This is a genomic window from Flavilitoribacter nigricans DSM 23189 = NBRC 102662 (assembly GCF_002646595.1).
Lineage (GTDB): Bacteria > Bacteroidota > Bacteroidia > Chitinophagales > Saprospiraceae > Flavilitoribacter > Flavilitoribacter nigricans.
On the sequence record NZ_PDUD01000017.1, the window covers coordinates 192,739 to 208,117 of the forward strand.

Annotated in this window: 8 protein-coding genes; 4 read left to right on the forward strand and 4 right to left on the reverse strand. The window is 52.1% G+C overall.

Features of this window, described 5'->3' with window-relative positions:
• Positions 1–54 precede the first annotated feature (54 nt).
• Together CRP01_RS09990 and CRP01_RS09995 are read right to left on the reverse strand one after the other, a co-directional pair.
• Complete coding sequence (locus CRP01_RS09990) at positions 55–1,587, reverse strand: RagB/SusD family nutrient uptake outer membrane protein (RefSeq protein ID WP_099149883.1); 1,533 nt, start codon at positions 1,585–1,587, stop codon at positions 55–57.
• Positions 1,588–1,686: 99 nt separating this feature from the next.
• A complete protein-coding gene (locus tag CRP01_RS09995) occupies positions 1,687–4,695 on the reverse strand; it encodes a SusC/RagA family TonB-linked outer membrane protein (RefSeq protein WP_222845688.1) in 3,009 nt (1,002 codons plus the stop codon).
• 842 nt (positions 4,696–5,537) lie between these two features.
• Here CRP01_RS09995 and CRP01_RS10000 point away from each other — a divergent pair.
• The 4 genes from CRP01_RS10000 (at position 5,538) to CRP01_RS10015 (ending at position 12,381) form a co-directional block, all read left to right on the forward strand.
• Entirely contained in the window at positions 5,538–7,103 is a 1,566-nt protein-coding gene (locus tag CRP01_RS10000) for a sulfatase family protein (RefSeq protein ID WP_099149885.1), read from the forward strand.
• A gap of 56 nt (positions 7,104–7,159) precedes the next feature.
• The gene (locus CRP01_RS10005; RefSeq protein WP_233752662.1) at positions 7,160–9,385 is read left to right on the forward strand and encodes a glycoside hydrolase family 3 N-terminal domain-containing protein; all 2,226 of its coding nucleotides are present in this window, start codon (positions 7,160–7,162) and stop codon (positions 9,383–9,385) included.
• Between the two features lie 640 nt (positions 9,386–10,025).
• Positions 10,026–11,711 carry a Na/Pi cotransporter family protein gene (locus tag CRP01_RS10010; protein WP_099149886.1) on the forward strand — a complete coding sequence of 562 codons (1,686 nt, stop codon included), beginning with the start codon at positions 10,026–10,028 and terminating at the stop codon, positions 11,709–11,711.
• Positions 11,712–11,775: 64 nt separating this feature from the next.
• The gene (locus CRP01_RS10015; protein WP_099149887.1) at positions 11,776–12,381 is read left to right on the forward strand and encodes a hypothetical protein; all 606 of its coding nucleotides are present in this window, start codon (positions 11,776–11,778) and stop codon (positions 12,379–12,381) included.
• Between the two features lie 181 nt (positions 12,382–12,562).
• On the opposite strand, the gene map is transcribed toward CRP01_RS10015, so the two are convergent.
• Both map and CRP01_RS10025 read right to left on the reverse strand, forming a co-directional pair.
• On the reverse strand, positions 12,563–13,321 hold the full coding sequence (gene map, locus CRP01_RS10020) for a type I methionyl aminopeptidase (protein WP_099149888.1): 759 nt from the start codon (positions 13,319–13,321) through the stop codon (positions 12,563–12,565).
• 774 nt (positions 13,322–14,095) lie between these two features.
• Positions 14,096–15,364 carry an MgtC/SapB family protein gene (locus tag CRP01_RS10025; protein WP_099149889.1) on the reverse strand — a complete coding sequence of 423 codons (1,269 nt, stop codon included), beginning with the start codon at positions 15,362–15,364 and terminating at the stop codon, positions 14,096–14,098.
• Positions 15,365–15,379: the final 15 nt, after the last annotated feature.

The following is a 15,379-nucleotide window of genomic DNA, read 5'->3' on the forward strand; positions in this document are numbered from 1 at the left end:
AGGTGGGAGAAAAGGGACTGTCGTCACTTTATCCTACTCTCCGCATGCCTTCGCTTATCGCGATTGCAGGGCCGGTAACTGATCTACCTGGTTTTGCGGATACGGCAAAAAGATCTTATCCGCGGTGAACGTGCGGCCGCCGTAGCTCAACTCGCTGTAATTTTCCAGACGTACCATATCGTAGTAACGGATGCCCCATTCCATGGCCAGTTCGGCAAATTTCTCGTCCATTACTTCCTGGCTGCTTACGCCGGAAAGCGCCGGCATACCGGCACGGGCCCGCACGAGATTGACCGCTTCGTCGGCAGACATAGCCGAGCTGGTCGCGCCGCGGGTAAGGGCTTCGGCGTGCATCAAAAGGATCTCCGCGTAGCGGATGCAGATCATATTTTTGTTGGAGCCGTAAGCAGTCCGTCCCGTAGTCAGTTGCTCGGAAGGCAGGTAGTGCTTGCCACTGGCAAACAGCGCCCGGGCGTAGTCATTGATCCGGTCACCGGACGGCGTGACGTTGGAGATCCAGTCGGGCAGATTCGTATAAGCCGGATCCGACTTGATCTCGGCAATACCGCGATCGGTAAACAATACGCTGGTTTCCAGACGTACTCTCTCTCCACGATCCAGCATAAATTTGATGAACTTCATGCTAGGCTCGAAGAACCCCCAGCCACCGGAAGCGCCTTCTCTTTTCGGAGTCCAGTTTTGCGGACCGAAAAACGCCATCAGGTAGTTTTTGGAATCACCGGAAGGCTGGCCGAAATCAGAGTACTGCAGTTCCAGCAGGATCTCATCGTTCAGTTTTCCTTTCAGTTTGAAAAGCTCGTAGAAATCCGGTTCCAGCGCAAATTCTCCGGAATTGATTATCTGGGAGGTCGCATCGGCAACGGCCTGGTAGTTTTCCAGTTCCAGGTTGGCCAGTGCTTTGATCGCCAGGGCGGTGAATTTGGTTACGCCACCGGGAATATCACTGCGTTTGTTCGGGTTGACCGCCGGCAGAGCATCCGCTACCGCATCCATTTGCTGGGAAATATAGGTCATCACTTCCGCTTTGGAAGAGATCGGGGTCACAAGCAGATCAGAAGGATCGGGAGATGGAGGAATAAACATATCCCCCCATACCCGTGACATTTGAAACAGCAGGAAAGCCTGCAGTACACGCGCTTCCGCTTTGTATTGCTCGGCGGTTGCGGTGTTTGGTGCGTGTTGTTCGTAGAGTTCGATCTGCTCGATCGTTGATTCCATGTGGAAGATATCCCGGAAATTCACCTCCCAAAGTGAGTTGAACATCCAGTAATCTTTGTTGTAGTTGTAATTGTCGGCCTCGGCAAAATCCTGCTGGTCGCCCAGACCACCGGCATTCACATCATCCCCCCGAACGGAGATCAGCGGAATACCTTCCCAGCCGCGGGTGTAGAATTCCCCGTAAGCGCCGATGAGCGGCAGGATCATGTTTTCGGTCTGGGTGTAATCCGTTTCGTCCGTGAAGGCACGGTTTTCGGCTGGCTCGTTGAGCAGGTCGCTGCAGGACCCCAGGAACCCGATGACCATTAATGCAAATAAATATCTGAAAGAGGTTTTATATAAATTCATGACTATCAATTTTTAGTATAAAGTACTGTCCGGAGAACGGGGAGATCAAAAAGCTTTCGTTTCGCAGCTCCCGTACGCTCCCTTTTTTATCCCGCTCGTTTAGAAGCGTACATTCAGGCCGGCTGTATAAATGGCCGGGATCGGATACGTCTGCCGGTCGATGCCGGTGGCTACTTCCGGGTTGAAACCGTTGTAGTCAAACAAAGTAAGCGGGCGTTCTGCGGTGAAATACACCCGGATATCCGGCATGCCGCTTCCGAGGTCAGCACCTTTCAGGTTATAACCGACCTGTACGTTCTGAATGCGGAAGAAAGAACCGTCCTCGATGAAGTAAGTACTCAGGCGTTGGTTCCAGCCCTTGCGAATCCCCTTGGAAGATGGGTAGCTGTTGGACGTCCCTTCCCCGTGCCAGCGATTGATGGCCAGGTCGGCATCCATATTGGTATCCGAAGTAAAGATGACTTCACCGCGTTTCCGGTTCAGGATCTTATTGCCGGACTGTCCGAAAACGCTAACCGACAGGTCAAAACCTTTGAAACCCAGTCCGAAATTACCGCCGAACATCAGGTTGGGTAGGTAAGATCCCAGGATCACCCGGTCGTCGTCGTTGATCTCGCCGTCTCCGTTCTGGTCCCGGTAGATCAGGTCACCCGGTTCCAGGTTATTGGCCACGGCTACCGGATCGGCATCGATCTGGGCCTGGTTCTGATAGACGCCCACTACTTCGCGGCCGAAGAAAGCCAGCAGCGGCTGCCCCACGATGGAACGTTGTCTGAATTCGGCGCTTCCGCCGTCAACGTAAGCCTGTCCGAAGAGGTCAACCACTTCGTTTTTCAGCGTAGAGATGTTACCGCCGATGTAATAGCGGAAATCCTGGGAGAAATTGTCCGTCCAGTTCAGGGCCAGTTCGAAACCGGAGTTCCGGATTACCCCAACGTTTTTCCGTACCGTACCGCCGATGGATGGGTTCTCTACCGGAATGACCGCATTTTTGGTATCACGGATGTAGTAATCCGCATCCAGGCTCAGGCGATTGTCAAACAGGTAGGAAGTCAGACCGAAGTTCAGTTCTTCCACTACTTCCCAGGACAGGTAGGAAAATACGCTGAGCGAGGTCGTACCGGTCACCAGTTGATCGTCGATGGCGGTCGTAATGATGTCCGTCGTACGCGCCCCGTCACTGGCCGGCACGTTGTCGTTACCCAATTCTCCCCAGCTGGCGCGGAATTTCAGATAGTCAATCCCCGTCACGTTGAAGAAATCTTCCTGGGAAGCAACCCAGCCGATCCCCACCGTTGGAAAATAGCCCCATTTTTCCTGGTACTTGGAAGTACCGTCGGCCCGCAGGGTACCGTAGAGCAAATATTTGTGATCGTAATTATAAGCTACCCGGCCGAAGTAAGACAGACCATACTGGCGGGCACCGTTATCACCTACATTATCAACGGGAATGGTTTCCGCCTGATCGATATACCAGGCCTCTTCCTGATCCACGGGGAAATTCAGACCGGTCGCCCGGAGCTGATCCCAGGCTTCATCCCGGTAAGAGGTACCGGCCATTACCTGAAGATTGTGGCGGTTGAAATCCTCGGTGAAGGTCAGGAGGTTGTCCCAGATCTGGTTGGAGCGGTTCTCGTAAGTTCTGGAAATGGAAGAGTTCGGATTCTGGTAACCGTTGCCGATGAAGTACGGCAGGTCGATATTCCGCGCGTTGTAGGACAGGTAGTTGTGATTATAGCTCGATTTGAAGGTCAGTTTTTCCGGGATCAGATCCACCTGCAGGTAAAAGTTAGCCACCAGGTTCCTTCTTTTCAGACGGTTGTTATTGAACAGGGTGGAAGAAAGCGGGTTCTGACCTCCCCGGTAGCCAAGATCCTGCGCGTTGGCCAGGTTTACCGGGAATGCATCCTCGTTCATATCGTCGTACACCGGCATAATTGGCACCGCGAAGTAAGCGCGGAACCAGGCATCCTGGGCGGGCGCGTACTGCGTGGAATTGCTCAGCAGCATATTTCCGCCGATCGTCAGCCAGTCCGTTGCTTTGTAATCGACCTTCGAACGCAGGTTAAAACGCTCGTATTCGTTTTTCATATCCAGGATACCGTCCTGTAAGAAGTAACTGCCGCCGATGGAGTAAGTAGCATTGCTGCCTCCACCGCTGATGGATAAGCTGTGGTTCTGCATGGGCGCTTCCCGCAGGATCTGATCGTACCAGTCCGTATTTACATCCGGTACATTCGGATTGATCCGGCTCCGGCCGTAGCGCTGCATAGCGTTCTGGATGAAACTGATGTCCGCTTCGGAACCGGATTCCAGGGCCATATCCGTGAACTGCTCGGCATTGGCCAGCTTCAGTACGTTCTGAGCCACCTGGATACCGTAGTAACCGTCGTAAACGATCTCCGCGGGTTGGTTGTAGGAGCCGGATTTGGTCTCTACCAAAACGACGCCGTTCGCCGCCCGCACACCGTAAATGGCCGCCGCGGAGGCATCTTTCAGTACGGAGATACTGGCAATATCGTTGTTGTTCAGGAAGTCGATGTTATCGAAGAACATACCGTCCACCACGTAGAGCGGAGCTGCATCCCCGCTGCCGGGGAAAGATCCGATACCGCGGATCCGGACGGTCGGACCGCTACCTGGCGTACCGCTGCTGACGATCTGCATACCGGCTACCTTACCCTGCAGGGCCTGCATGGCCTGGCTGGAGGGGGTTTTGGTGATGTCTTCCGATTTGATAGTGGTAATGGACGAAGTCAGGTCCTTGGTACGCTGGGTACCGTAACCGACTACTACGACTTCCTCCAGCGCAACGGAGCCGAAGCTCAACTGCACGTTGTAGTTATCTTCGGTCCCTACCACTACTCTTTCGGGGGAGTAGCCTGTGTAACTTATTAATAAGGTGTTTCCCGTTTCAGCGGTGACGGTAAATCTACCGTCGAAATCGGTCACCGTACCGGTGCCCGTATCTTCTACCAGTACCGTCACCCCGATCAGCGGATCGTTGCTTTCGGCATCGGTAACCACTCCGGTAATCTCTCTTCCCTGGGAAAAGGAAAGCGTGTACATTACACAAAGTGTGAGTGTAAATAGAATTTTCATTCTCATGATGTGATAGGATTTAAATTAGAAGTTGTCTACAGTTTCCTTACTGGGCTTCAATTGACCTCAAAAAGCAGGCTTTTCACCGGCAGCAGAAAACATTAGTCAACTTCATAGTTTCATAACAAAGTGTATTCGAGCATTGATCAGGTCCGGAACTGATCCGTAACTGACCTTTTGAACGGTATAAAAATTCCGGTTTAGAAGAGGTAAGCCATCGGAATGGGATGGAGAAAGGATTGGTGGTTTGGGCAAAATCGGATCATTTGTAAAGTTGCGTTTCTTCCCATTTTTTCAATTCCTTTTAACCAATAGATCCACACCCCGAAAGCTTCCCGCAGAAGCTAAACAGGCATCTAAAGTCGATCCAAAGAGGAGTTTCACGCTCCTCTCACATGCTGGTTGGTGATTGGCTGGTCTTGCGTTTTTAATTTGGGGCCTTAATCTTGCGAAGGATAATCTGATGCAAATTTTATTTCAGGAGTTTTATTTTTGACAACACTAAATTACGTAATCCGAATAGCAACTCGTTCCAAAAACACCTCATTACTACTACGCCATTTAACATTTATTTTTAAATTATTATTTATTATTCTTTACATAAATAATTGAAAATAAATTAAATAACCTTACAACCTCAAATACCCTCTCATAACCGGCATTACACCATAGCTGTTTTGGGTAGAAAAAACTTGATATCTTAGGTAGAAGTAATCAGTTTTGAGCTTCACCATTTATTTCAGACAGCTCTTCCCTCCCGGCGTTTCCCACTTTAATGATGCGGAAGTCGCCCGGAGCTATTTTTTCCGGCTTTTGACCAAGCTGCCACAAAACGAATTAACAGCACCATGAAAAAAGTTCTATTGTTTTCCTTTCTCATTCCCGTATTGGCATTATTTGCCTTTTTACCACTCCAACGAAGCGAGGTACCGCCCGCCTCCCCGGCTACCGCCGATCAGCCGAACGTGATCTTTATCTTAAGTGATGATCACCGGTACGACTTTATGGGATTTACCGGAAAGGTGCCCGGGCTGCGTACACCGAATATGGACCGCATGGCCAGAGAAGGCATCCATTTTCCCAATGCCTTTGTGACCACCGCCCTTTGCTCCCCCAGTCGGGCTTCTATCCTGACCGGGCAGTTTTCCCACGTACACGAGGTGATCGACAATCAGGCGCCGGCCAAAGAAGGACTGATCTACTTTCCGTCCTACCTTCAGGATAACGGCTACAAAACCGCCTTTGTCGGGAAATGGCATATGGGTCATTACAACGATGATCCGCGCCCCGGTTTTGACCACTGGGTCAGTTTTCAGGGGCAAGGCACCTACTACGATCCGAACCTCAATGTGAACGGGGAGCGGGTCGTTTACAACGACAGTTCCTATATGAGCGATGTACTGACCGATTACGCTCTGGAGTGGATGAAGTCCCTGGAAGAAGATCAGCCGTTCTTTCTGTACCTGTCCCACAAGGCGGTACACGCGGAATTCCTGCCCGCGCCCCGGCACCGCGGCGCTTATGCGGATCAGCCCATCTCCTACCCGCCGACAATGTACCCGCCCGATACCAATCCCTGGGAATATACCAGTGTGACCGCTCCGAAACCGACGCAGCAGGAGATCCAGGCGGCCCAAAAGGTCGGCTACGATTACGCTAACGTACCGAATTGGGTAAAGGCCCAGCGGGGAAGCTGGCACGGAGTGGATTATATGTACAACGGCCAGATCGAATTCAACGATTTCTACCGGCGCTATCTGGAGACGGTGCTGGGCATCGACGAAAGCATCGGTCAGGTACTGAACTATCTGGAAGAAACCTCCCAACTGGAGAATACCGTGGTGATCTACATGGGCGACAACGGTTTTTCCTTCGGGGAGCACGGGCTGATCGATAAACGCCACGCCTACGAGGAGTCCATGAAGGTGCCCCTGCTGGTGTACGCGCCGGGCATGATCGAACCGAAAACCCACGAAGGCATGATCCAGAATATTGATATCGGTCCGACGGTACTGGACCTGGCCGGTATCGAAACGCCGGAACAGATGAACGGCCGCTCTTTCGTTCCCTTCCTGCAGGGAGAAAATATCCCGGACTGGCGGCAGCAGATCTTTTACGAATACTACTGGGAGCGCCCCTTCCCGCAGACGCCGACGACCTACGCCGTCCGGACGGATCGCTACAAATTCATCAAATACCTCGGTATCTGGGATACCAATGAGTTCTTCGATCTGCAGGACGATCCCAACGAAGCGCGCAACCTGATCCGAAGCCCGGAACACCAGTCGGAGATCAAAGCTATGAACGATGCGCTGTACGACTGGCTGGAATCCACCGAAGGCCTGAAGATCCCGCTCAAACGCGTGGGCGTGCCCCGCACCGGAGCGGACTGGAAGTACGGCGGCACCTACTGACCCCCAAAATTGCCAACGCTTTTAACCTTGCACCAAACAATAAAAACCTTTCAAGTATGAAAAAGCACATGAACCGCATGGCGATCCTTTACGGGCTGCTGGCCCTACCGATGGTCGCAATTGCCCAACAAAAGACCGTTGATCAACGGGTAGACAGTGTGCTGGCACTAATGACGCTGGACGAAATGATCGGCCAGATGAACCTCTTCACCAGCGACTGGGCGGTAACGGGACCTACCCTGCGGGAAAACTATAAGGCCGATATCCAGGCCGGAAAAGTAGGCGCTATCTTCAATGCGCACACCGCCGAATATAACCGGGAATTGCAGCGCATGGCCGTGGAAGAAACCCGGCTGGGCATTCCTTTGATCTTCGGCTACGATGTGATCCACGGCTATAAAACCATCACGCCCGTACCGCTGGGAGAAGCCGCCAGTTGGGACCTGGAGGCCATCGAGCGCGCCGCGCGCATTGCCGCCGAAGAAGCCACGGCAGCCGGCCTCCACTGGACCTTCGCACCGATGGTGGACATCGCCCGCGACCCGCGCTGGGGCCGGATCATGGAAGGAGCCGGAGAGGATCCCTACCTCGGTGAATTAATCGCAGCGGCCCGGGTCAAAGGATTTCAGGGGGATGATATTGCCGCCGTCAATACTCTGATCGCCTGTGCCAAACACTTCGCCGCCTACGGTGCAGCCCAGGCCGGGCGCGATTACCATACGGTGGATATCTCGGAGCGGACCCTGCGGGAACTTTATCTGCCGCCGTTCAAAGCGGCATTAGACGCCGGGGTCTACACCTTTATGACCTCCTTCAACGAACTGGACGGCGTACCGGCCACCGCCAACGCCCACCTGTTGCGGGAGATACTACGGGAAGAATGGGGATTTGACGGTTTCGTCGTAACGGATTACACGTCCATCAACGAGATGGTGCCGCACGGCTACGCCGCCGATGACCAGCAGGCCGCCATGCAGGCGGTTAATGCCGGCGTCGATATGGATATGCAGGGCGCTACCTTCTACGATCATCTGAAAGCACTCGTAGCGGACGGAAATGTATCCGAAGATCGCATCCGCGAGGCAGTCGGTGATATCCTGCGGGTGAAGTTTCAACTCGGGCTGTTCGACGATCCCTATCGCTACAGTAATACCGACCGGGAGCAAAATAACATCATGACCGAACGGCAACTGGCCGACGCGCAGGATATTGCCCGTAAATCCACCGTACTGCTGAAAAACGAAGGCCAGGTACTGCCGCTGGCTAAAGATATGGGTACCCTCGCGGTGATCGGCCCGCTGGCGGATTCCCAGGATGATCTGCTGGGCGCCTGGCGGGGAGCCGGAGAAGCCGATCAGGCAGTCAGTCTGCTTAGCGGCATTAAGGAAAAACTCGGCGAAGGCGTACGTATCCTTTACGCAAAAGGTGCGGAGATCGAAGGCGAAGACCGCAGCGGCTTTAAAGCAGCAGAACTGGCGGCCATGGAGGCCGATGCCGTTGTGCTGGCCGTGGGTGAAGGCTCCTGGATGAGCGGTGAGGCCGCCAGCCGCGGTATGATCGGTCTGCCCGGTGTGCAAACGGATTTGGTCAAAGCCATTGTCGCTACCGGAAAACCCGTGGTAGTGGTACTTATGAACGGCCGCCCGCTGGCCATACCCTGGATTGCCGAAAATGCACCCGCGATCCTGGAGACCTGGTTTGCCGGCACCCGGGGTGGCCCCGCCATTGCCGATGTCCTGTTCGGGGACTATAATCCTTCCGGAAAACTGCCGGTCACCTTCCCCCGGCACGAAGCTCAGATCCCCATTTTTTACGCCGCGAAAAATACCGGCCGCCCGATGGATCCCAACAACAAGTATACCAGTAAGTACCTGGATATACCGAATACGCCGCTCTACCCCTTCGGCTACGGCCTGAGCTACACGACTTTCGCTTATTCGAATCTGAAGGTGGATCAATCGGAATTCAGGGCCGGGGAATCGCTGACGGTCAGCGTACAACTCGCCAATACCGGCAAACGGACCGGCAAAGAAACCGTACAACTGTATATCCGGGACCTGGTGGGCAGCACCACCCGTCCGCTGCGCGAGCTGAAAGCCTTCCGGCAGGTAGCGCTCGATGCGGGGGAAAGTCAGACCGTCAGTTTTGAACTCGAACCGGAGACCTTCAAATTTTTCGATGCCAAAATGGAATTTCGGGCCGAACCGGGTGACTTTGAGATCTATGTCGGCGGCGATTCCAACGCCAAGGAAATGGTGAAAGTAAAATTGGTTGAACGATAGGACCGCAACGGTCCCTCCAAAAGGAAAATTCCTTGCGTGGGGAAACGCCTATCCCAAATTGCCCGGGCAGTTGCGGCGCACCGCACTATTTTCAGACCTAAGGGATGAAAATACGTAGAGCTACAGCGTGCGACATCATCAGGACGGTGCGCTGCACCTCAAAACATCGGTCACGTATTAGTCTGTAGCTATGACGGTGCGCTGCACCTATATGGACGTAGAATGGGTTTGGGAATCCTGATGCTTACCGGCACATCAGGAGCAAATCACTTTGCGTCTATATCTTCGAGTTTGGTGCAAGCCCGGGGAAACGCCTATCCCAAATCGCCAAGATAGGTGCGGTGCACCGTACTATTTTCAGACCAAAGGGATGAAAATATCTAGAGCTACAGCGTAGCGACCTGATCATGATCAGGACGGTGCGCTGCACCTATATTGACGTAAAATAGGTTTGGGAATCCTGACGGTGACCAGCACGTCAGGACCAAACCGCTTCGCGTCTGGTATATCCCTGAGTAATGGTTTCTGCAAGTTTGAATACCGCCCAGGGAACAGCTCCGCTGCGATAATGGTTTTTTTATTAATTTCAGCCTTTCTTTCTCTGTTAATACGATAGGGACAACCTTGCTGAAGCAATTGTATGGAAACCGGCACAGTATCAATCTTTAACATCCTGGGTTCGCTGGCGCTCTTCATCTACGGCATGAAGGTGATGAGCGAAGGGATCCAGAAAGCTGCAGGCTCGCAGATGCGGGTGATCATGCGCCGGATGACCAGTAATCGCTTCATCGGCCTGCTATCCGGGTTCCTGATCACGGGGATCATCCAGTCTTCTTCGGCTACGACGGTTATGACCGTTAGTTTTGTCAACGCCGGACTGATCTCCCTGTCCGAATCCGCCGGGATTATGATGGGCGCCAATATCGGCACGACCATTACCGGCTGGTTGATCGCTCTGGATGTGAGTAAATTCAACTTTGCGGACTATTCCCTGCTGCTCATTGCGATCGGTTTGCCCCTGTTTTTCGTCAAAAAATACCGGTGGGGCTACTGGGGAGAATTTCTCATTGGTTTTGCGCTTTTATTTCTGGGGCTCAATTTCTTATCAGTGTCTTTCCCCGATTTCAGCGATTATCCGGATGCGTTGGAATTTCTGGCCAATTACGCCAGCTACGGTTACCTATCCACCATCCTGTTCCTGTTCGTCGGTGCGATCATTGCCGGGCTCATTCAGTCTTCGAGTGCAGCCATGGCTCTGACGATCGTTATGCTCGCCAAGGGCTGGATCACCCTGGATGTTGCCGCCGCCATGATCCTCGGGGAAAACCTGGGTACCACCGTAACCGCGGAGATCGCTTCGCTGGTGGGCAATGTACACGCCAAACGCTCCGCCCGGATCCATTCCCTGTTCAATCTGTTCGGGATCACCTGGATGGTGTTTCTCCTCCCCTACTTTGTAGATTTTCTGGAGAACGTGGTGACCAATTACTTTGTGACCATTCTGCCGCAATCAACTGCCGATGTGATCACCCTGGCCGCCTTTCACACTACCTTTAACCTGAGCAATGCTTTGCTGTTAATCGGTTTTGTGCCCTGGCTGATCAAACTGTCTATCAAAACGGTGCCCTCCAAAGGGGTACACGACGAGAACTTCCGGCTCGCCTACATCAATTCTTTGCTCAAGACCCCGGAGTTATCCATCATTGAAGCCCAGAAAGAACTGGCCCGTTACAGTGTGATCACCAGCCGGATGTCCATTTTCACCCGGGAGCTGCTGTTTTCTACCGAAGCGGAGGAACAGGAGGAGTTATTAGATCGCATCGCCAAATACGAAGAGATCAACGACCGCGTGGAACTCGAACTGGGCAACTACGTACAGCGACTTTCTTCGGAAGAGATCTCCACCCGCACTTCGGTACAGATCCGCAGTATTATCGGCATTTGCAGTGATCTTGAACAGATCGGGGACAATTTTTACCAGATGTCCCGCACCATCAAACGCAAGATCGAGGAGAAGATCTGGTTCAACCAGCAACAACGCGAGCGACTGAAGGAAATGTTCCAGCTCGTAGACAATGCTTTCGATGTTCTCAATAAAAATATTGCGGTACCGGAATTTAGTCAGATCGACCTGGAACCGGCCATCGCCACGGAAAAGAAGATCAATGCCCTGCGCGATCTGATGCGCAGAGAAAACCAGGAAAGTCAGGAAGATCCAAACTACAACATGAACAGTTCCCTGATCTACAACAACCTCTTTACCTCCTTGGAACAAACCGGCGATCACATCATGAATATTTCGGAGGCGATCAAAGCCTATTCCTAAGCAGTCACTCCTTCTCCATTCCTGAAATAAATGCCGTAAGTTTGCCCTGCAAAAAACCATAAAAATGAAATCAATCATGCACATCCATCTGCGCGCGATCGGCGTATCCGCCATGCTGCTCTTCTTGCTGCCATTAGTAACCACCGCTCAGTCCGCCGCCCGCCAGGCCGGCATCACCGAAAAACTGGACCAGTTCTTCGAAGCTACCCAGAACAAGGAATGGAACCAGGTACTGGACCTGACCTATCCCAAATTATTCGATCTGGTGCCGCGCGAACAAATGCTCGGTATTTTCGAGAATATGGAAGCGGATGGAATGACCTTCGAGATGAGCGATATGAAGATCAAGAAGATCTATGGGGAGGAAGACTATGAAGGGGAAACTTTTTCAGCGGTGGACTACGCCATGCAGTTAAAGATCATCCTGAAAGGCGAAAGCTTCAACGAGCAGGCACTTGACTTTATGAAAACCTCTTTTGAAACCACCTACGGCGCGGATAAAGTAACTGTAGATCGCCCCAACAAAACTTTCGTGATAAAAGCGGATAAAACCCTTTTCGCCATTGCGGATACCGGTACGGATAACTGGCACTTTATCGAGAAAAACGCCGAACAGATGATGATCCTGGAACAGATCATTGACAGTGAGGTACTGGGAAAGTTTGAATAGTCTAATGTACGAAAGTATGAAGGTGTGAAAGTGTAGAGGTTTAGAATAAGGACTGGATTGCCGGATACCTCAGCTACGCTGTTTTAGATCTTTATGTTTTGCTTCCAGTCTGCTTTTGTTGATTCAAACATTCCTCTTTAGCCTTCCCGGATAGGTTGTTCCGGGAAGGCTAAAATTTGGGTCATACACCGTTGGCACTGGTTAGTACCACCGGTTCTCCGTCTTTTATAATGAGGGTATGTTCGTGCTGAGCGACAAAGCTGTTGTCATTCGTTTTCAGCGTCCAGCCGTCTTCCGCTTCGTATACGTAGCGGGCGCGGGTAGAGATAAAGGTTTCCAGTGCGATGACGGTATTTTTCCGAAAACGCTCCCGGTTGAACCGATCCCGGTAACAGGGGATCTCCCGTGGGTTTTCGTGCAGTTTCCGGCCGATCCCGTGGCCACAGATATTTTTGACCACCCTAAAGCCGCGCTTTTTGGCTTCCCGCTCGATGAAACCGCCCAGATCGGCGATCTTCATGCGACTGCGCACCTTACTGATAGCAAGATTGAGGATCTCCTGGGAAGCGTCTACCAGGGGCTGAAGGTTCTGCCGGTCTTCTCCGAGGATGAAAGAACTGCCGTTGTCCCCGTAGAAGCCGTTCAGCTCGGCGGAAACGTCGATATTAACGAGGTCACCTTCCTGCAGTATGGTTTTTTCGGAAGGAATGCCGTGGCAAACTTCATTATTCACACTGATACAGGTATAACCCGGGAAATTGTAATCTTTTTGCGGAGCGGGGTTCGCACCGTAAGACCGGAGGATCTCATAACCGTACTCATCCAGTTCTTTGGTGGACATTCCCGCTTTTGCGTATTCCCGCATTTTGCGCAGGGTTACGGCAACGGCTTCTCCGGCGGCCTGCATTCCCAATAGTTCTCCTTGTGTTTCTACGGACATCACATATTCTTTTTGCTGAATGCAAAATTACGTTTATTTCCGTAATATGGGAGGTGTGTCAATTTGCCGGAGGGTTATTCAAAATGCATAAATTATACTTACGCACTGCTCGTTTTAGACCTGACGGATTAGAAAAATCCGTCAGGATGTGCCGCCAACATGAATCAGCCCGAATTTTATAAAAGGCGGTGTATGACCTCAGAGCGGTCGGATATTCGTAGCATTTAGCATGGATAAGCGTTTCCCAACCTCAGGGAGGTCGCACATTTACCACATTGCTCCATGCTGTGCGACCTCGCTGAGATCGAAACCAGCATTTCGACTATTTTTCTACGAATGTTTAACCTCTACCAGGTAGGATGTACAATCTGCGGGGTAAAAGTTGCGTGCATTTTTTATCAATACTTTTCGTTCGACTTAGTGCAATCAGATGTCGTGGTGCGGGTTGGGAAGCGGGCAAAATGGTGGGTGTGGGTGCCTGCTTCGTGGGAGGGATAATTTTGCCCGGCCTTTTGGGTACTTTTTTGGCGTAAAAAAGTACGGAGAAATTTAAAAATACCGCATGATTAGTGTGCCATATTATACACCCTACCTCAGGGAGGTCGCATATTTACCACATTGTTCCATATTGTGCGACCTCGCCGAGGTCGAAACCCGCACTTCGACTATTTTTCTACGAATGTTTAACCTTTACGAGATCATTTTTGAGTCCTGAAAAAATTCAGGATAGATCATGTTTTCAATCAAACTTGCTGTGCAATTTGGAATATAGGTCTATCCGCCCGTCGGCCACCACCAGATGACCAGCAGGCCGAATACGATAGTGATCGCAAAGGCCGGCAGTACGTATTTTGCCAGTTTTCGGGAGCCGATCACGGCGGCCATGCCTCCCTTAAAGGCCAGATTGGAAAAGGATGCGATCAGCATATATTTCCACGCATTGTCCACTTCGATGCCGCCCCGATTCAGGGTATTGGCCAGGGAAAGCGTGATGGCGTCCACATCCGTAAAACCGCTGATAATGGAAACGATCAGTAAACCGCCCTGGCCGAAATAATCTTTAGCCGCAGCTACCCCGATCAACACCAGCGCGTACAGGGCACCGAATATCAAAGCGGTTTTCAGCTGGGCAGGATTGTCCGGCTCCGGCATTTCTTCCACTTCCTCATTATCATCGCCATTGCGTCGACTCAGGAAATACATGGCCACGCACAGTACGATCATCAATCCCAGAACGGTCAGTAAGGGCGGAGCGATCCGCCCCAGATTATCCGGGCTTACGATGGCCACTTCCACGATGATCCGGATCAGCGCTACCGTAGAAGCAGTGATGAGGATGAAGGCCGCCAGCCGACTGATACTCGGCACATCTTTCGATCGATTGGAGTAGGTAACAGTCGTTGCCGTACTGGAGATCAGTCCGCCCAGGATACCGTTGGTGATGGTACCGGCATCCTTTCCCAGCATTTTATAGAGAAAATAACCGCCCAGTCCCAGTCCTACGATCAGTACCACCATCAACCAGATCTCCTGGGGGTTCAGTACTTCGTACGGTCCGTACTCACGGTCGGGCAGCACGGGTAGGATCACCAGAGAAATAGCAGCGAACTGCATTATGGCTTTAATATCCTTCTTCTCCAGGCCTTTTACGAAATCATCGAGGGTGCCCTTCAAATGGAGCAGAACTGCCGTTATACCGCCGATGATCACGCCGACGGCCAGGCTACCCTCCACCAGGTAAGCTCCCAGGCCGAACATGAGTAAGCCGGCGACTTCGGTGGTTTGCCCGATATCGACATTTCCGGTTTTGGATTTCAGGAAATTGCCCATTAACATAATGGCCGCCACCGCCAGCACACCCGCACCAATGATCCAGTAGTTCTCGCTCGCCTGAGCGATCAGACCCAGTATGGTCCCGAAAAGTGTGATCAGGGAAAAGGTGCGGATCCCCGCAATGGGATGTCCGGAATACTCTCGCTGCAATCCCACCAATAAACCCAGCCCCAGCGAAGTGGCCAGCAATATTATCGTATCATAATCCATATATCGTTAGCTGAT

What these genes read in the sequence shown, in the direction of transcription:
- CRP01_RS10010 (WP_099149886.1), top strand. Translation starts at nt 10,026, where the DNA reads ATGGAAACCGGCACAGTATCAATCTTTAACATCCTGGGTTCGCTGGCG.
- map (WP_099149888.1), bottom strand. Translation starts at nt 13,321, where the DNA reads ATGTCCGTAGAAACACAAGGAGAACTATTGGGAATGCAGGCCGCCGGA.
- CRP01_RS09995 (WP_222845688.1), bottom strand. Translation starts at nt 4,695, where the DNA reads ATGAGAATGAAAATTCTATTTACACTCACACTTTGTGTAATGTACACG.
- CRP01_RS09990 (WP_099149883.1), bottom strand. Translation starts at nt 1,587, where the DNA reads ATGAATTTATATAAAACCTCTTTCAGATATTTATTTGCATTAATGGTC.
- CRP01_RS10005 (WP_233752662.1), top strand. Translation starts at nt 7,160, where the DNA reads ATGAAAAAGCACATGAACCGCATGGCGATCCTTTACGGGCTGCTGGCC.
- CRP01_RS10015 (WP_099149887.1), top strand. Translation starts at nt 11,776, where the DNA reads ATGAAATCAATCATGCACATCCATCTGCGCGCGATCGGCGTATCCGCC.
- CRP01_RS10025 (WP_099149889.1), bottom strand. Translation starts at nt 15,364, where the DNA reads ATGGATTATGATACGATAATATTGCTGGCCACTTCGCTGGGGCTGGGT.
- CRP01_RS10000 (WP_099149885.1), top strand. Translation starts at nt 5,538, where the DNA reads ATGAAAAAAGTTCTATTGTTTTCCTTTCTCATTCCCGTATTGGCATTA.